Raw genomic sequence first — 16,647 nt, forward strand, 5'->3', positions numbered from 1 at the left:
CATCGCCGCCGGCAGGGATTAGGCTTGCAGCATGGGGCTGATCTGTGCGGTGACTTTTACCGACCGCGGTCGGCTGTATTACGCCGATCCTGGGGGGCTGACGCCGGCTGTCGGTGACTACGTCCTGTACCCCACGACCGAGGGCCCCGAGGTCGCGCAGGTGATGTGGGCGCCCCAGTGGAGCTCGCAGGACATCGGTGGTTTGCCGCAGTTGGCCGGACTGGCCGGTCCGGAGCACCTCGACGCGCTGGCCGCCGGCCGCAAGAAGCGGGCTGAGGCGCGGGTGGCTGCCAAGCGGCTGATCCGCGACCATGGCCTGCCGATGAAGATCGTCGGGATCGACCACGTGCTGGCCGACAACCGCACGGTGATCTACTTCTCCGCCCCGCACCGCGTCGACTTCCGCTCGCTGGTGCGCGACCTCGGCGCCACCTTGCGGGGCCGGGTCGAGCTGCGCCAGCTCTCGGCGCGCGATGAGGCCCGGGTGATGGGCGGCGTCGGAAATTGCGGCCGGGACCTGTGCTGCTCGACGTTCCTGGTCGACTTCGAGCCGGTGTCGGTGCGGATGGCCAAGGACCAGGAGTTGCCGCTGAACCCGCTGCGGATCTCCGGAGCGTGCGGGCGGTTGATGTGCTGCCTGAAGTTCGAGCACCCGCTGTACCAGGACTTCGCCGAGAAGGCGCCGGCGGTCGGCTCGTGCGTGTCCACCCCGGACGGCGAGGCCACCGTGGTCGGGCATTCGGTGCCGACCGACTCGGTGGTGCTCCGGATGAACGCCGACGGCCGCCGGACCAGTTGCGCGATGGCCTCGGTGTGCTCCTCGCGCAAGGCTCACGACCAGGCCTACGGTGACGGCACGGTGGGTTCGGCGGTCGCCAGCCCGGCCGGCAGCCTGCCCGCGGCCGGTGCGCTCTCGGGCGGCGGCGCGCTTTCCGGCGGAGGTGCGCTCTCGGGTGGCGGCGCGCTCTCAGGTGGCGGCGCGCTCTCGGGTGGCGGCGCGCTCTCGGGCGGCGGCGCGCTCTCGGCCCACCCGCTGCCGGGTGCCTCGACCGAGGACACAGCTCCGTAGCAGGCCAACCGTATAGAAGGCCAGCAAGCAGGGCATTCAACCGTTTTTCTCCGCAGAGGTTGCTTTCTGCATAGGATTGGCTCCCGATCATGCCGACCTGCGTGTGCGGCCGACCGCTGACGTCCTGGGTGGTGGAGGAGCGATGAGCACTACGTTCGAGGTCACCGACACCTCCACGCCTTCGGGCAGCGCCCGGCTTCGGCGGCGTAGAACCGTGATAGCAGCGGTTGCGGTGTTCATGCTCGTTGCGCTGGCGGCGATCATCACGTGGCATCACCTGGACGGCAAATACGGGCCGATCCGGAGTGGTCCTTTCGGCGGGATCTACTCGGCGCAGAACCTCGTCATGGAACCGGATGCTTCATCTCCTCGCCTAACGGGTGGGCCTGACGCGACAGCCCAGCTTCTGGCCTCTTTGGACAACGCCGGTTCGCACTCGGTCAAGGTCACGTCGATCGACACCGACGATGTGGTGACCAAGGTCCGTTGGTCAGAACTTCACACCGTGCCGGGCGGCCCTGTCAGTGGAAGCAGCGCGCCCTGGCGCGACTTCCCGGCAGTCATACCTGCCCACACGACGATCCGGCTGCTCATCACCATCCAGCGCCCGACGTACTGCCAGGAAAATAAGTACCAGCTCGGTGCCGTGTTCTACAGCGGCTCGTACCGCGTGCACTGGAAGTCACTGCTGGGCAGTCACATCACCACGATCGGCGATCAGATCGCCGACATTCGACTGTGCTGAGGTTGGGCGTGAGCTAGCCGCGAGGCGGCAGTGGCACCCGAACAGGGTCGGACAACTGGTCACATGTCACGAGCACATCTGTCGGCGCGGGGGATTGCCAGCTACCGATGATCAGAAACGGGCCGGCTGAAGCCAACGGGGGCAGCTCGACCTCAGCCGGCAGGTTCCGGGCCATCCCTTGGGGAAACTGCTCGAGCGTCACCGTCACGCCGGTTGCCCGCACCGTGCTGACGTTGCGCAACCGGTAGCTGTGCCCGGACACGAACTCGGCGCTGAACTCGGGCAGCGGCGGTGCTGAGTCACTGGCCGAGCCCCGCACCTCGAGAGAGCCGGTCGCGCTGCCCTGCGACGGCGGGGCGTTGACGCGGGAGCGATCCAGCGCATCGGCGATGCGTTGCAGGGAGACTTCGAGACTCGCCGCCCCCGCGGTCGCCTCGCGTGCTCTGCGTTCGGCCTGCCACGATCGGCCGAGGGCGGCCAGCGACACCGCGATCGCCAGCCAGGCCGGAACGTCACCCCAGTTCATGCCTAGCGAGTGTGCCGCATGCCGGCCCGCTGGCTGCGTTCATCCGGTGGGTACTTCGACCGGCCCTCAGGGTGTGGTCGGCAAGGCGCCTGATTCGTCCCGGCAGTGCCGACCGGATAGACTTCAGCGGTCGCGGTTCGCCGTGCGCCGCCTTAGCTCAGTCGGCAGAGCGTCTCACTCGTAATGAGAAGGTCTAGGGTTCGATTCCCTAAGGCGGCTCCGAGAAGCCTGGCGTAGCCACGGCAGCTAACAGCACCGCGCCGGGTGCCGACGTTGGTTAGGCTCCGGCAATGAGGCGGTTCCGCGGATGGCCTGAGCAGGCCTACGACGTCCTGCTCCAACTAGAGGGCGAACCGTCTACGCAGACGCGAGAAAGCGTCCGGCGTGGCCGGGAAGAGCGGGTGCGGAAGCCGATGATCGACCTGCTCAACGACCTGGCGGACACTGATCCCTTTTACCAGGACTTTTCGGTGTGGCGCTATGCCAGTACGGCCTACTGGTGGCAGAACCAGTGCGCCATCGTCCGGGTCGGCCGCAACATCGAGATCGGCTTCCGGTTCAACCTCGATGGCCTGCGTGTTCAAGCGGCCTGGTGGTATGCCGATCCTGAGCAGATCGCGCGGTACCGCTCCGCCGTGGCTGAGCAGAGCAGCGGCGGCCACCTTCAGGAACTGCTCTGCTCACTCACCGCACAGGGCTATGAGGTCCTCGGCGACACGCTGCGTCGAGTGCCGCGCGGTATCCGGCCCGATCATCCCAGGGCCGACCTGCTCAGGCACCGTTCACTTATCGCGGCGCGCGAGCTGGAAGCCGACGTTTCGCTGGTCGACGTCGATCCGGTCCACCGCAGCTGCGAGCAGCTGCGGCCGTTGCTCGACTGGCTCAGGAAAAATGTGACGGTGGGCTAGCTGCGCGCAGGGTCAGCGGCACCTCGGTATAGCCGCCGAACACGCACGAGGCGAGCCGCCGCGTGGGGCCGGCCAGGCGGAAGTCGCCCACGCTGACCATGAGCTCGGTCAGCAGCGCCCGCAGTATCAGCCGTGCCATCGGCGCACCGAGGCAATGGTGCACGCCCACCCCGTAACCCAGGTGCGGGTTGGGCCGGCGGTCCAGTCGCAGGGTGTCCGGGTCGTCGAACACGGTCTCGTCCCGGTTCGCCGAGGGAATCCAGACGGTAAGCGCCTCTCCGCTGCGGACCATGGCGCCGGCCAATTCGACATCGGTGACGGCGGTCCGCAGCAGGTAGTTCAACGGCGGGTCCCAGCGGACAAGCTCCTCCACCGCGTCGGCGATGTCCACGCTGCCCGTCCGCAACTGCGCCAGGCTGTCCGGCTGCTCCAGCAGCGTCACGATCGCATTGCCGGCGGCGTATTTGGTGGTGTCGCTAGCCGCCGCGATCACGTTGTCGCAGATCAGCACGATCTCTTCGTCGCTGATCTCGGCGCCGGCTGCCTGTGCGGCCAGCAGCGTCGACACCAGGTCCTTGCCAGGCGCGTGGCGGCGCTGCGCGAGCAGGTCGTCGTAATACATCAGCAGCTCGACATGGGAGCCCTGGGCGACGGGGGAGTCCACGTCACTCACGTAGTGTTCAAGCCGATCGGCGATCTGTGACATCGTGGCGGCCTCATCGGCGCTGATCCCCAACAGATCGCCGGAGATTGCCAGCGGCACCCGGCCGGCGATGTCGCGAATGAACTCGCATTCCCCGGCGCCGACCGCTGCCCGCACCAGTGGTGCGACCACCTCGCGTGCGCGCTCCTCGAACGCGGCCGTCGCCCGGGGGGTGAACAGCCCGGCCGCCGCCCGGCGCAGCACGGTGTGCCGAGGCGGATCAGTAAGCGCCGGCATCTTTCCGGAACCTGGAAACGGGAGCGTGAGATCAGGTCGCAAAAACGTGCCCCGGGTGACCGTGAACGACTGCCACTCCCTTAGCACCCGAGCGCCCAGCGAATGCGTGACCACCGCCCAGTGGCCCTGACCCTCGGATGTCTGCTGCCAGGACACCGGGCGGGTGCGGCGCAGGGTGCGCCACAACTCGTACGGCGCGCCCTGCGCATACGATTCGTCATCGGTCATCCGGCTCTCTAGGCCGTCTGGCTGTCCTGGCATGACACCTCCTGGGCGTCGGTTCGGGCAGGTCGCAGGCCCAGCGCGACGGTCAGGTCGTCGAGAACCCGGCGGCCGGCGGTGACCGGGAAGTAGTGACCACCGGTGATCGTGTGCCTGGTGAACTCCCGCCTCGTCCAACGTGCCCAAGCCGCCGCGTCGCCAGGGCTCGCCGATTCGTCCGCACTGCCTTCGAACGCGATCATCGGCACGTCGAGCCGGTCCGACTCGGCCCAGGGCTGGTGGCACGAGGTGACCACCGCCAGGTCGGCCCGCAACCGGGGCAGGAACGCTGCCATCGCGTCGGCATCGCCGATCAGCTCCTCGGGAGTGGCGCCCCACGCGCGCAACGCCTCGAGCAATTCCTCATCGCTCACGTCTTCCTGCGCCCCGGACAGGTCCGGTGGCGGGGTGCCAGCCACCGCCACCAGCCGCAACCGCGGATCGTCGATCCGCCGGGCCACCCGGTAGGCGATCAGACCACCGGCGCTGTGGCCGAACAGCGCGAACGGCACGTCTCGGTCGGCAAGATGGCTGAGCACCTCGTCGGCGATGCGGTCAGCCAGCGGTCCTACTTCGACGTAGCTGGGCTCGTCGAAACGCTCCTCGCGTCCTGGCGGACGCAGGCAGTGCACCTCCAGTTGCTCAGGGACGACAGTCGCCCACCGGCTGTAGGTACGCGGACCCGACCCGGCCGCCGGGATCAGATAAAGCACCGCCTCGGCATTCGCGCTCTGCCCGAGCGGGCTCAGCCAGGCGGACCGTGGTCGTGCGATGGACTCGAGTGAGGGCACCAGGCCGCCTTCGGACAGGCGCTGGATCACCTCCTTCCGGTAACGCTCCAGCACGCGGACCGGCCGCTGGTCCACCGGGCCGCGCTCGGCCTGGTAACACAGCTCGCCGTCCTCGACGCTTACTCGGACGCCACGCCGATGTGCCTCGCGCAACAGGCCATCCACGATCAACCGGTCCGTGTGGGTGGTGGGGGTGTGGTTGGTGTCGATGAGGTGGGCGAGGTGGGTGAGGGTGGGTTGGGCGTAGAACTGGGCGAGGGGGATGGTGGTGGCGAAGTGTTGTTCGATGCGGGCGATGACGAGGGTGGCGAGGAGGGAGTGGCCGCCGAGGGTGAAGAAGGAGTCGTCCCGGTTGATGTGGGGGGTTTTGAGGAGGTCGGTCCAGATGGCGGCCAGGGTTCGTTCGGTGGGGGTGGCCGGTGGTTGCCTGGTGGTGGGGTTGTCTGGTTGGGGGGTGGGGGCTGGTAGTGCTGTGCGGTCGAGTTTGCCGTTTGCGGTGAGTGGTAGTCGGGTTAGGGGGAGGTAGATGTTGGGTCTCATGTGGGCGGGCAGGGTGGTGGCGAGGTGTTGGCGCAGGGGTTCTGATTGGAAGGTGTGTCCGTCTTTGAGCACGAGGTAGGCGATGAGTCGTTGGTCGCCGGGGGTGTCTTCGCGTGCGGTGACGGCGGTGTCGGCGATGCTGGGGTGGCGGCGTAGGGCGGCTTCGACCTCGCCGGGTTCGATGCGGAATCCTCGTATTTTGATTTGGAAGTCGGCTCGTCCGATGAATTCCAGGGCTGCGTCGGCGCGCCAGCGGACCAGGTCTCCGGATCGGTACATGCGTTGGCCGTGTCCGGTGAACGGGTCGGGCAGGAACCGTTGCGCGGTCAGTCCGGCCTGACCCCAATACCCCCGCGCGAGGCCGGCGCCCGCTACATACAGCTCACCGACGACCCCGACCGGCACCGGACGCAGCTCGTCGTCCAGGACGTAGGTTCGCAGGTCCTCCAATGCCGAGCCGATAACGCTCCCCGGCTCGGTCACCGCGATCGGCCGGATGTGCTCGAAGGTGACATGGACCGTCGTCTCGGTGATGCCGTACATGTTGATGAGGTCCGGCCCGGCCGCACGGTGGCGCTGGAACCAGGGCGCCAGGCGACCGGAATCGAGTGCCTCGCCGCCGAAGACGACATAGCGCAGGCCGGCATCCCACTCAGGCTCGTCCGCCTCGTCGAACTCCTGGCTGGGTAGCGCCAGTTGGAGGAACGCCGAAGGCGTCATGCTCAGCACGGTGACGTGCTCGCGGGCCAGCAAGGTGTGCAGCTCCCGCCTGGACCGGGTCGCCGTGGCCGGTAGCACGACGACCCGACCGCCGTGCGACAAGGCGCCCCACAGTTCCCACACCGAGAAGTCGAAGGCGAAGGAGTGGAACAGCGTCCAGACGTCCTCCGCTCCGAACCGGAACCGCTGGCGTGCCGCGGTGAACAGCCGCGTGACGTTGCGATGCGTCACCACGACACCCTTCGGGCGGCCGGTCGACCCCGAGGTGTAGATGACGTAGGCGGCATTGTCGACCAGTACTGACACGGTCGGCGGCGTGTCCGGATAGCGGGCCAGCGCGGCCTCGAAGTCATGATCATCGAGCAGGATCGGGGCCGCGGCATGGTGGGCATGCTCCTGGGTCGTGACGACGACGACCGGTGCGGCATCTGCGATTGTGGCGGCGATCCGTTGCTTCGGATAATCGGGGTCGATCGGGACGTACGCCGCCCCGGCGCTGAGCACGGCCAGGATGGCGACGACGAAGTCCGACGTCCTCGGCAGCACCAGAGCCACCCGCGTTTCTGGCCCGGCTCCACGCTCGCGCAGTAAGTGCGCCAGGCGGTAGGCCCGGGTGGCGAGTTCGCGGTAGGTCAGCTCGCCATCCGGGGCGCTGACAGCGACCCGATCCGGCGTGCGTGTCGCCTGCCGATCGAAGGCATCCGACAGCGTCCCGGACTCCAGAATCGGAATGGGGCCGGCGCCGGTCAGCGCGGTCGCTTCGCTCGGGCTGAGGAGCGGCAGGTCCACGACTCGCTGCTCGACATCGTCGGCAATGGCCTGCAGCAACGTGCGGTAATAGCCGGCGAAACGCTCCACGGTGGCGTGATCGAACAGATCGGTGGCGTACTCCCACTGAGTCGTGATCTCGCCCCTGGGACCGCTATCGGCCACGTGCAGCGTGAGATCGAACTTTGCCGTGGCATCACCCCACGCGCCGAGTCGATAAGCGTGGATGCCGGGCAAGAGAGCGCTGTTCTCCTGGCCGCCGGGTCCAGTCAGCTGGCTGATCGCAATCTGGAAGATCGGGTGCCGTGCCAGCGAACGTGAGGGGGCGAATTCCGCGACTACCTTGTCGAAGGGCAACTCCCGGTAGGCATCGGCGGCGAGCATCGACCCTCGGACCGACATGATCAGGTCCTCGCACGTGTTCTCCGGTCGCACCCGGGTACGCGAGAACAGCGTGTTCAAGAACAGGCCGATCAGCGGCTCGGTCTGGATACTGCGATTGCTGGAGAAGTAGCCGGTGCAGATGTCGGCGGAGTCACTGAGTCGATGGATCAGGATGTGCAGAGCCGCGGTCAACGTCATGAACAGTGTTGCGCCACGATCCCAGCTCAGCTGGCGTAGCCGATCCGCGACCTCGGCGGGGACAGCGAGCTCTACCAGGCCACCCCGGTGGCTGGCTACCGCCGGCCGGGGACGATCGGTCGGCAGTCCCACCTCCTCCGGTGTGCCCGCAAGGTACTCCCGCCAGTGGTCGACCCCTCGATCGAAGACTCCCTCCAGCAAGTGCCGGTGCTGGGCGGCGGCGTAGTCGGAATAGCGGATCGGCAACGCGGGCAACGGACTGGGTCGGCCGGCCGCGTACGCCTCGTACAGTGCGGACAGTTCGTTCGCCAGCACGTCGAAGGACCAGGCGTCGACGATGATGTGATGGAAGACGAAGGTCAGGATGTGATCGTCCTTGCCCAGCCGGACAAGGCGGACCCGGAACACCGGCCCCTCGCCGAGGTCGAAGGGCAGCGACTCATCCTGCCGGATCAATTCCATCCCACGCTGCTCAGCCGCCGGCCAGGCTGACACGTCGCTGGTCGCGAGCTCGAACGCCGTCGGGTCCGCGACCCGAGGGACGAGTTCGTCGCCCACAGTGCCGAAAGTGGTGCGCAGGACGTCATGGCGGCTGAGGATCTGCCTGCCCGCGACAAGGAAATCGCCTTCGCCCTCGTTGATGTGCTCGGGCCAGCAGATGTCGTCGTAGCCGTTGTCGGCGAACCACTGCAGGTACGCCGGGCCTTCGGCGGTGCGCTGCAGGTGGCGGAACCGGGCGCCTAGCACCCGACCATCCACGACCGTCGCGCCGTTGGCTGCGAACACCATGTCCGGCAGTCCGGGGATCGGCTCGATCTCTTCGACAGTGTGCCCGAGGCTGCGGTACAGCTCGCGCAGCACGGTCCACTGAGCGATGGCACGGCAGGCGTCGGTCGGCTGGGTCGGATCCATCCAGGGGTTGATGGAGTAGTGCACGCCGAAGAACCGCGGCCGGCACATCAGCAGTCGACGAGTGCCGGCCGATCTCGAGGGCGATGAGACGGTTTCCACTAACCGTTCTGGCGTGGCGGCGGCAGCCGGTGACATGGCGATCTCCAAGCGTGGCAGTGACGTCGGGGTGCGCTCATCCCAGTGAGGCCCCGCCGGCGCGACGACTTGTTATCTCTTAGCATTAGTACCATAAATCCGAATTATCCATATAGCTTTCGCTCGGTAACAGCTACTACGAGCGGTACGCGTACGAGTCGCGGGATCGCACTCCTTGACCGGTAGCGGTTTGCCCGGTTAGCTAGCTGAACCCACCCGCATTTCACCTCGGAGTAAATACATGACCTTTTCCTTCAGCGCGAGCCGGCGCTCATTCCGGCTGCTGGTTGCCGCTGCCACCGCGATCGCGGGCACCGTTCTCACCGTCTCGACCGCCACCGCGGCCCCGGCCCCGGCCGGCGCCCCTGCCGCCGCCAGCTCCAGCCAGGTCGTCCCGCAGTTGCAGGCTGCCGGCCTCGCTTCCACGATCGCGCTGAACAACTGCTCGGCCAGCCTGGCGCGCTACCCGTCGTCCAAGGACACCGACCGGGCGATGATGCTCACCAACGGCCACTGCTATGAGGGCGGTTTCCTCAGCGCGGGCACGGTGCTGGTCAACCGGGCCAGCTCCCGCAGCGGCAAGCTGCTCGACGCCAGTGGCCGGGCCGTAGCCACGCTGCGCGCGGATCTGTTGCTCTACGCCACCATGACCGGCACCGACGTCGCCCTGTACCGGCTGACCAGGACCTTCGCCCAGCTGAGGAGCACCACCGGGCTCTCCGCGCTGACCATCTCCGCCACCCACCCGGTCGCCGGGCGCGCGATCTCGATCCCGTCCGGGTACTGGAAGACCACCTACTCCTGCAGCATCAACGGGTTCGTTCCGACGCTGCGCGAGGGCCAGTGGACCTGGCATGACTCGATCCGCTACCAGTACCCGGACTCCAGTTGCCAGACCATCGGCGGCACGTCCGGCTCGCCGATCGTCGATGACACCAGCCTGGAACTCGTCGGCGTCAACAACACCACCAACGAGGACGGCGTCGCCTGCACGCTGAACAACCCGTGCGAGGTCAACTCCGACGGCAGCACCACCTTCACCCAGGGGCAGAACTACGGCCAGCAGACCTACTGGTTCAACACCTGCCTGACCACGACCAACGCGATCGACCTGAACAAGACCGGCTGCATGCTCACCAAGCCGTAGGTGCCGATCGGCCCGGCGGTCCGGTCCTGAGCCAAGCCTCGGGACCGGACCGGACCGGCCGGGCCGTTCAATCTATTTGAGATGGACGAGACCCGGCGCGGATCCCAAGTCACGGGCGAGACCGGCGTCGCCGGATCCGATCGCGAGGCATACTGAACTCGACACCCAGCGAGAGGAGGGCAGCCCGTGTTCTGGTGGCTGATGCTGCTCGGGGTGGTGCTCGTGGTGTTCCTGATGTACCGGCTGGCCAAGCGGATCGATGACATCGAATCGGACTCCGCCTACCAGTACGAGAACGCCCAGGGCCCCGGATATGGCTCGAAGTTCCTGAACATCCTGCGCGGCCGCGACCGCGATTAGCAGTCGCAACCCTGACCAGCAGCCGCCGGCGCTGCTGGTGGGCGCTAGCTCGACGCCCCTCGGGGGCGCCAGTCAGCCGGCGGGTCCTCACCGACCAGGCCGTCCACCGCCTCGCGCAGCAGGTCGGCCTGGCCGGTGTGCCGGCCGTACTCCTCGATCAGGTCGCACACGATGCGCCGCAGGCTGACGGGCCGGCCGACGAGCGAGGACAGGTGGACCAGCTGGTCCAGCCCGCCGTCGGCCAATGCCGCCTCAAGCCTGGCCCTGGACCGTTCGGTGGTGCTCTCCCAGAGCGCGTAGAGCTGTTCGGGGGTGTCCTGGGCGGCCGAGTTGAAATCCCAGTCCGGGTCGCTGTCCCAGTCCCCGGCGTCCCACGGCGGGCCGAGCGGCTCGCCGCTGAGCTTGGCGCTGAAGCATTGCGCGTCCACGCGTGCCAGGTGCTGAGCAGGCCACCCAGGGTCAGCGACGAGGCCCCGATCCGGACCTGCAGTCCCGCCGAGTCCAGGCCGTCGGCCTTCCAGCGGAAGGTCCAGCGCAACCGGTCCAGCGCGCCGACCAGGTGCTCGGCCTCGGTGCCGGCCAGCGGCGGTTCCCAGGGAGGGTCGCTGTCAGTCATGGCGTCAGCCTAGGCGCCGAAGCCGAAGCCGAAGCCGAAGCCGACGCGACGCCGACGTCGACGCCGACGCGACGCCGACGCCGACGCGACGCGGCCCTACTTGACCTCTGCCCGCGTGACGGATCGAAGCCCGACCGTCAAGGGGATGACCAGCCAGATCATTCCGGTGACACCGAGGTGAGCCCACTGCTGGGCGGTCAGGGCGCCTTCGAGCAGGGCGCCTTGGGCGTGGTCGAAGTCGACCCAGGGCTGCAGGTCGACGAACCAGTCCTGCGAGGAGGCCAGCAGCAGGGCCAGCGACGGCAGCAGGAACGCGTAGAGGAAGTAGGCCACCAGCGCCCCGGCCGAGCTGCGGATCAGCACGCCGAGCATGAAGCCGACCAGCAGGCCGAGCACGTTGGCCAGGACGATGGTGAGCAGGTCGACGACGGTCAGGTCCCAGACCGGGTCGACGCCGGTGATCGCCGTTCCGGCCAGGTTGCCGAGGGCGCCGATCCCGAAGGCCAGCGGAATGGACACGACGGCGACGCCGACGCACGCGATCGCCTTGGCCAGCATGACCCGGCCGCGGTGCGGGACCAGGGTGAAGGTGGTGAGCCCGCTGCGCTGGCTCCACTCGCCGGTCACGGACAGGATCGCGATGATCGGCAGGACGAGCGTCATCGGGATGCCGATCGCGGCCGTGAACGTGCCGTAGGTCATCTCGCTGTCGGATGCGAACAGGATGACCGCCACCGTGGCGAGCAGCGCCAGGATCGCGATGCTGGCCATCAACCAGAACCCGGACCGGGTGTCGAACATCTTGCGCAACTCGGTGGTGATGATCCGGCCCAGCGGGATCGGGCGGTGAACAGTCCTGGCCGGGGACGCCGGCGCGATGTCCAGGGTGCTGAGGGTGGTGGTCATGCCACTGCTCCTTCGGGGTGTCTGTCGCTGATCAGGGCGGCGCTGGCGGTGTCGCGCTGGGTGTCGGCGGTGAGCGCGAGGAACATCTCCTCCAGGCCGGCGCCGCCGGCCGGGCCCAGCTCGATCACCGGCACCCCGGCGGCGAAGGCGATCTTGCCGACGAGTTCGGCGTCGGCCTGGGCGAGCAACCCGTCCTCACCGACGGGTGAGAAGGTGACGCCCGAGTCGGTGAGGGCCCCGGCGACGACCTCGCGGCTGGCCGTGCGCACCAGGGAGCCCGCGGACCGCAGCAGATCGCTCTTGGCCCCCTGGGCGACGATGCGGCCGTTGCCGATCACCACCAGGTCATCGGCGATCACCTCGATCTCGTGCAGCAGGTGCGAGGACAGCAGGACGGTTCCGCCGCGGTCGGCGTAGTCGCGCAGCAGCCCCCGCATCCAGCGGATGCCGGCCGGGTCCAGGCCGTTGGCCGGCTCGTCGAGGATCAGCACCTGCGGATCGCCGATCAGGGCGGTGGCGATGCCGAGCCGCTGCCGCATGCCCAGCGAGTAGTCGCGCACCCGCCGGGACGCCTCCTCCGGCGTCAGGCTCACCAGGTCCAGCAGCTGCTCGACGCGGCTTTGCGGAATCCCCATGAATCGCTGGGCAATCGTCAGGATCTCGCGACCGGTGCGGCCGGCGTGCTGGGCGGAGGCGTCCAGCAGCACCCCGACCTCGCGTCCCGGATTGGGCAGGTCCACATAGCTGCGCCCGGAGATGGTGACCCGTCCCGAGCTGGCGTGGGTGAGCCCGACCATGATCCGCATGGTGGTCGACTTGCCGGCGCCGTTGGGGCCGAGGAATCCGGTCACCCGGCCCGGCTCCGCCGTGAAGCTGACGTCGTCGACCGCGGTGAAGGAGCCGTACTTCCGGGTGACCGATTCGACGGTGATCATGAGTGGGCCTCTTGCTCGGACGTGACGGGCTGAGCGGCCTCGGCGTTGATCTCCGCCGTGATGGCCGAGGGCTTGAACCCCTTCACCATGAGGTAGATGCCGAACCAGAGTTCCCAGAGAAATTCCGGCACCGACGCGATCAGCTGCGCCGGGGAGTCGGGCTGGATGAGGTCGAATATCACGGCGGTCCCCGAAAGGCAGATCATCGTGCCTCCGATGAGCCCCAGCACGGCCATGCGCCGCGGCACCAAGCCGGACCGGTACATCAGGTAGCCCAGGATGAGCCCGTTGCCCACGCCGACGACGAAGCCGGGGCCGAGCTGGAACGTCCAGTCATGGATGGCCACCAGCGCCTGGGCGACCGGCTCGTACGCGGCGGCGTCCGCGCCGCCGAAGTCCTGCCGCAGGGTCACGAGCGAGAGGATGCTGAGGATGCCAACGGCGATGAAGGCGGATTCGACGATCCGAGCGCCGACGAAGGCGAGGGCGAGGCCTTCGTGTTGCCGCTTGAGGACGGAGAACAGCACGACCGCGGAGCCGACGTTGGCGATGATCAGGATGACCTCGAGGAAGGCGCCCCACAGCGCGGGGGTGTCACCGCCCGCGCCGGTGATGTAGTCGGCATGCCCGAGCAGGGGCGGGTACAGGGCGATCTTCGGGGGGATCGAGGCGAGATAGGTGATGAGGAACAGCGCCCCGGCGAGAAACGCCGTCTTCCTCGTCGCGTCCATCGGGGCTCGCTTCGGTCGCTTGCCGGCCGCGGGTCGCATGGTGATCGTCATGTCGTTCTCCTTCGTGGATTGATGGGTGATCGGGGCCCGGTGGTGGGCGGGTCGAGCTGGTCGGATGCGACCGGAGTCACCGAGAGCAGCGGCAGGCCGGTGTCGCGCAGCCGTTGCAGCAGGCCGTGCAGTGCGGCCTGGTCGGCCACCGGCCCATGGATGTTGGTGACGCCGTCGCCCTCGTCGGCCAGGCTCATCCCGTCGAACCAGGCTGCCCAGCGGGACTCGAGGCGCCCTTGGACGCGGATCTCGTACCGAACAGGTTGGTCAGAACGGCCGGCCGATGTCTGGCTCATCGCTACTCCTCGCTTCCTTGCCCGGATGGATCTCAGCCGGCGTCGGAATGCTCGAAAGGTAGGAGCGGATGTGGTGAGCGGGGATCACCACATGTGGTGAGTGAGGTGGTGATCTTTCCTGCGGCGTCCCGCCGATCAGGCCGGTCGGCGGCCCAGTCCTGGCGCGGCGAGGACCGCCGCGATCAGCACGACCAGGGCGATCACCCGGTAGCCGGCCGCCATGGCGTCTGTGAAGGCGTTGACGGCTTGGGTGAAGCTGGTCGTTCCGAGCTGCTGGGCCGCGCTGAGGGTCTGGGAGGTGGAGCCGGCTCGTTCCTGCAGGGCCGCCGGCAGGGCCTTGGCGAAGTGGCTGGTGAGAACGGCGCCGACGACGGCGACTCCGAGGGCGCTGCCGATTTCGCGGGCAGCGCTGTTGAGTCCGGAGCCCATTCCGGCGCGGGCTGCCGGGAGCGAGGCCATGATGCCAGTGGACAGGGTGGGCACGCTGAGCCCCATGCCGGTTGAGACTGCCAGCAGCGCCAGGCCGTAGGGCAGGTAGGCAGTCGCGGGGGTGACGAAGGACAGCGCCGCGAGCCCGGCGGCGACCAGCACCATGCCGCCGGTGACGGCAGCGCGGGCGCCGACACGTCTGGCGATCGCGACGCTGCGGCGGCTGACGGCGAGCATTCCGATGGGTAGCGGCAGGATGGCAAGGCCGGTCGCCAAGGGGGAGTAACCCTTTGCGTATTGCAGGTATTGGGCGTTGACGAAGAACAGCGCGAACAGGCCGAAGAAGACGGCTGCCACGCCGATCGCCCCGGTCCGCAACCTTGTGATGGCGAAGATCCGCGGATCGAGGAGCGGCTGCGCGGCTCGTAGCGCGTGCGCCACAAGCCCGGCGAGCAGCAGGGCCGCGGCGGTGAACGAGCTGAGTGCCAGCGCGGAGCTCCAGCCCTGGTCAGCGCCTTCGATGATGGCGAACAGGAGCGTGAAGACGGCGGCAGTGAGCAGGGCCGCGCCGATCAGGTCGAGGCTGGCGGGATGTCGTTCACCGCGCGGCGCGACTCGCAGCACCGCGACGGCCAGCAGTGCCGCCACCGGCCCGATGACCAGGAACAGGCCCTGCCACGGCAGCCATTGCAGGACCAGCCCGCCGCCGAGGGTGCCGAGAGCGCCGGCGGCGCCGGTGGCGGCTGTCCAGGTCGCGATGGCGTGGGCCTTGCGTTCGGCCGGCGTCACCTGCAGCAGCAGTGACAGGGTGGCAGGCATCACCAGGGCGGCGCCGAGCCCGGTCACCACCCGTCCGGTCAGCAGGACCGCGACATTCGGTGCGGCAGCCGAGAACAGGCAGCCGACCGCGAACACCACCAGGCCGGTGAGCAGCACGCCCTTGCGCCCGATCCGGTCGCCGAGCGCTCCGGCCGGGATGAGCAGGCACCCGAACACCACGATGTAGGCGTCGACGATCCACAACAGTTGGGTGGAACTTGGGTGCAGGTCGCTGCTCGACAGCTTCGGCAGGGCGAGGTTGATCGCGGCGACCATCGCGACGACCACCACCACGCACGCCGACATCAGCGCGAGCATCGCCCGCGACGATGTGGAGCGCGCGGTCACGGGAGTCAGGACCGACATGTGACTAGATCCCGTGCCGGCGATCGCCGAGCACGAGGCGGCTGACGCGGGCCTCCATCGCGGCGGAGAACACGCCGCCGGCGGCGTACTGCCCTGCCACGGCGCGCTCGACGTCTTCTTGCACCAGGTCTGCGTTGATGGCGATCGCCGCGGCCGACCCGGCGCCGGCCGAGGTGATCAGCTGGGTCCGTGGATCGACCACATTGCCGGCGGCCCAGACGCCGAAGGCGCTGGTGCGGCCGGTGGCATCGACAGCGACGAAGCCGGCCTCGTCGAGCCGGCAGCCCAGGCCGGTCAGCAGGCCGTCGGCATGGGGCGCGTTGCCGGGCCGGAGGAAGATCGCCGACCGCGCGATCACTCGACCGTCAGCCAGCTCGACACCGGTCAACCGGTCATCCTGGACCACCAGCCGCGTGACCTCGCCGCTGATGACCCGCACCCCGCGCGCTTCCAACTGGACGCGTTCGGCCGCGGGCAGGTCATAGGTGTGGACGAAGAACACCACGTCCTCGGACCACTGCCGCACGAGCAGCGCATGTTGCACCGAGCCGGGCAGGGTGCCCAGCACCCCCAGGGGTTGATCGCGGACCTCCCACCCGTGGCAGTACGGGCAGTGCAGCAGGTCCTTGGCCCACCGCTCGCGGGCCCCGGCGATCTCCGGCAGGTCGTCGCGAACACCGGTCGCTACCAGGATCCGCCGTGCCTTCAACACCCGGCCGCTGGCCAGCCGAACGTAGAACCCGGCATCGATCCCGACCACCTGATCCTCGACCAGCTCCACGCCGTAGCCGGTCACCTCGGACCGTCCGGCGGCCAGCAGGTCGGCCGGCGGCATCCCGTCGCGGGACAGGAACCCTCGCAGCTGAGCCGCCGTGGCGTTGCGCGGCGCTCCGGCATCGACCACGGCGACCCGGCGCCGAGCTCGGCCCAGCACCAGCGCCGCGCTCAACCCCGCCGCCCCGCCGCCGACCACCACCACGTCATAGACCTTCGACCGGCCGTCATAGACCAGTGCCTTGTCCTTGACTTTTGCCTTGTCATACACCTTTGCCTTGTCATAGACCTTCGCGTCCATCGCGATCACCTCCGTCGCC

16 protein-coding genes and 1 tRNA gene are annotated in these 16,647 nt (G+C 68.4%); 7 read left to right on the top strand and 10 right to left on the bottom strand.

Going from position 1 to position 16,647, the window contains the following annotated elements:
* Positions 1–31 precede the first annotated feature (31 nt).
* Both ricT and VF557_04190 read left to right on the top strand, forming a co-directional pair.
* Entirely contained in the window at positions 32–1,069 is a 1,038-nt protein-coding gene (ricT, locus tag VF557_04185; GenBank protein ID HEX8079387.1) for a regulatory iron-sulfur-containing complex subunit RicT, read from the top strand.
* A gap of 142 nt (positions 1,070–1,211) precedes the next feature.
* Positions 1,212–1,814, top strand: a complete 603-nt coding sequence (locus VF557_04190; protein HEX8079388.1) for a hypothetical protein — start codon at positions 1,212–1,214, stop codon at positions 1,812–1,814.
* Positions 1,815–1,827: 13 nt separating this feature from the next.
* Here VF557_04190 and VF557_04195 read toward each other — a convergent pair whose 3' ends face one another.
* Complete coding sequence (locus VF557_04195; GenBank protein HEX8079389.1) at positions 1,828–2,340, bottom strand: hypothetical protein; 513 nt, start codon at positions 2,338–2,340, stop codon at positions 1,828–1,830.
* A gap of 146 nt (positions 2,341–2,486) precedes the next feature.
* Here VF557_04195 and VF557_04200 point away from each other — a divergent pair.
* Both VF557_04200 and VF557_04205 read left to right on the top strand, forming a co-directional pair.
* Positions 2,487–2,559: transfer RNA gene (locus VF557_04200), tRNA-Thr, on the top strand.
* A 194-nt stretch (positions 2,560–2,753) separates the two neighbouring features.
* Positions 2,754–3,248, top strand: coding sequence for a DUF2461 family protein (locus VF557_04205; GenBank protein ID HEX8079390.1), 495 nt, complete (start codon positions 2,754–2,756; stop codon positions 3,246–3,248).
* Here the strand turns inward: VF557_04205 and VF557_04210 are convergent.
* Positions 3,223–4,416 carry a cytochrome P450 gene (locus tag VF557_04210; GenBank protein HEX8079391.1) on the bottom strand — a complete coding sequence of 398 codons (1,194 nt, stop codon included), beginning with the start codon at positions 4,414–4,416 and terminating at the stop codon, positions 3,223–3,225. The two genes, VF557_04205 and VF557_04210, sit on opposite strands and share 26 nt — an antisense overlap.
* 8 nt (positions 4,417–4,424) lie before the next feature.
* Complete coding sequence (locus VF557_04215) at positions 4,425–8,810, bottom strand: amino acid adenylation domain-containing protein (GenBank protein ID HEX8079392.1); 4,386 nt, start codon at positions 8,808–8,810, stop codon at positions 4,425–4,427.
* A 13-nt stretch (positions 8,811–8,823) separates the two neighbouring features.
* Here VF557_04215 and VF557_04220 point away from each other — a divergent pair, with 13 nt between their 5' ends.
* From VF557_04220 to VF557_04230, 3 genes are all read left to right on the top strand, one after another.
* Positions 8,824–8,946 (top strand): hypothetical protein, encoded by a 123-nt coding sequence (locus VF557_04220; GenBank protein ID HEX8079393.1) that lies wholly within the window; start codon positions 8,824–8,826, stop codon positions 8,944–8,946.
* A gap of 192 nt (positions 8,947–9,138) precedes the next feature.
* Positions 9,139–10,044 (top strand): serine protease, encoded by a 906-nt coding sequence (locus VF557_04225; protein HEX8079394.1) that lies wholly within the window; start codon positions 9,139–9,141, stop codon positions 10,042–10,044.
* A 186-nt stretch (positions 10,045–10,230) separates the two neighbouring features.
* The gene (locus VF557_04230; protein ID HEX8079395.1) at positions 10,231–10,404 is read left to right on the top strand and encodes a hypothetical protein; all 174 of its coding nucleotides are present in this window, start codon (positions 10,231–10,233) and stop codon (positions 10,402–10,404) included.
* 44 nt (positions 10,405–10,448) lie between these two features.
* Here the strand turns inward: VF557_04230 and VF557_04235 are convergent, their stop codons facing one another.
* The 7 genes from VF557_04235 to VF557_04265 all read right to left on the bottom strand — a co-directional run bounded on the left by VF557_04235 (position 10,449) and on the right by VF557_04265 (position 16,628).
* On the bottom strand, positions 10,449–11,000 hold the full coding sequence (locus VF557_04235) for a DUF664 domain-containing protein (protein HEX8079396.1): 552 nt from the start codon (positions 10,998–11,000) through the stop codon (positions 10,449–10,451).
* Between the two features lie 116 nt (positions 11,001–11,116).
* Entirely contained in the window at positions 11,117–11,926 is an 810-nt protein-coding gene (locus VF557_04240; protein ID HEX8079397.1) for a hypothetical protein, read from the bottom strand.
* Complete coding sequence (locus tag VF557_04245) at positions 11,923–12,861, bottom strand: ATP-binding cassette domain-containing protein (protein ID HEX8079398.1); 939 nt, start codon at positions 12,859–12,861, stop codon at positions 11,923–11,925. Before VF557_04245 ends, VF557_04240 begins: the two co-directional genes overlap by 4 nt.
* On the bottom strand, positions 12,858–13,643 hold the full coding sequence (locus VF557_04250) for a DUF4386 domain-containing protein (GenBank protein ID HEX8079399.1): 786 nt from the start codon (positions 13,641–13,643) through the stop codon (positions 12,858–12,860). The genes VF557_04245 and VF557_04250 overlap by 4 nt, the downstream gene beginning before the upstream one ends.
* The gene (locus VF557_04255; protein ID HEX8079400.1) at positions 13,640–13,939 is read right to left on the bottom strand and encodes a hypothetical protein; all 300 of its coding nucleotides are present in this window, start codon (positions 13,937–13,939) and stop codon (positions 13,640–13,642) included. The genes VF557_04250 and VF557_04255 overlap by 4 nt, the downstream gene beginning before the upstream one ends.
* Positions 13,940–14,074: 135 nt before the next feature.
* Positions 14,075–15,535 (bottom strand): MFS transporter, encoded by a 1,461-nt coding sequence (locus VF557_04260; GenBank protein ID HEX8079401.1) that lies wholly within the window; start codon positions 15,533–15,535, stop codon positions 14,075–14,077.
* Positions 15,536–15,557: 22 nt separating this feature from the next.
* Complete coding sequence (locus VF557_04265; protein ID HEX8079402.1) at positions 15,558–16,628, bottom strand: NAD(P)/FAD-dependent oxidoreductase; 1,071 nt, start codon at positions 16,626–16,628, stop codon at positions 15,558–15,560.
* Between the last annotated feature and the right edge of the window lie 19 nt (positions 16,629–16,647).

Origin of the sequence: Jatrophihabitans sp. (assembly GCA_036389035.1) — a bacterium.
GTDB lineage: Bacteria > Actinomycetota > Actinomycetes > Mycobacteriales > Jatrophihabitantaceae > Jatrophihabitans_A.

Bases quoted from the DNA above. Each gene is read 5' to 3' on its own strand.
- VF557_04190 (HEX8079388.1), top strand. From the start codon at position 1,212: ATGAGCACTACGTTCGAGGTCACCGACACCTCCACGCCTTCGGGCAGC.
- VF557_04250 (HEX8079399.1), bottom strand. From the start codon at position 13,643: ATGACGATCACCATGCGACCCGCGGCCGGCAAGCGACCGAAGCGAGCC.
- VF557_04240 (HEX8079397.1), bottom strand. From the start codon at position 11,926: ATGACCACCACCCTCAGCACCCTGGACATCGCGCCGGCGTCCCCGGCC.
- VF557_04265 (HEX8079402.1), bottom strand. From the start codon at position 16,628: ATGGACGCGAAGGTCTATGACAAGGCAAAGGTGTATGACAAGGCAAAA.
- ricT (HEX8079387.1), top strand. From the start codon at position 32: ATGGGGCTGATCTGTGCGGTGACTTTTACCGACCGCGGTCGGCTGTAT.
- VF557_04210 (HEX8079391.1), bottom strand. From the start codon at position 4,416: ATGACCGATGACGAATCGTATGCGCAGGGCGCGCCGTACGAGTTGTGG.
- VF557_04245 (HEX8079398.1), bottom strand. From the start codon at position 12,861: ATGATCACCGTCGAATCGGTCACCCGGAAGTACGGCTCCTTCACCGCG.
- VF557_04215 (HEX8079392.1), bottom strand. From the start codon at position 8,810: ATGTGCCGGCCGCGGTTCTTCGGCGTGCACTACTCCATCAACCCCTGG.
- VF557_04205 (HEX8079390.1), top strand. From the start codon at position 2,754: ATGATCGACCTGCTCAACGACCTGGCGGACACTGATCCCTTTTACCAG.
- VF557_04195 (HEX8079389.1), bottom strand. From the start codon at position 2,340: ATGAACTGGGGTGACGTTCCGGCCTGGCTGGCGATCGCGGTGTCGCTG.
- VF557_04255 (HEX8079400.1), bottom strand. From the start codon at position 13,939: ATGAGCCAGACATCGGCCGGCCGTTCTGACCAACCTGTTCGGTACGAG.
- VF557_04225 (HEX8079394.1), top strand. From the start codon at position 9,139: ATGACCTTTTCCTTCAGCGCGAGCCGGCGCTCATTCCGGCTGCTGGTT.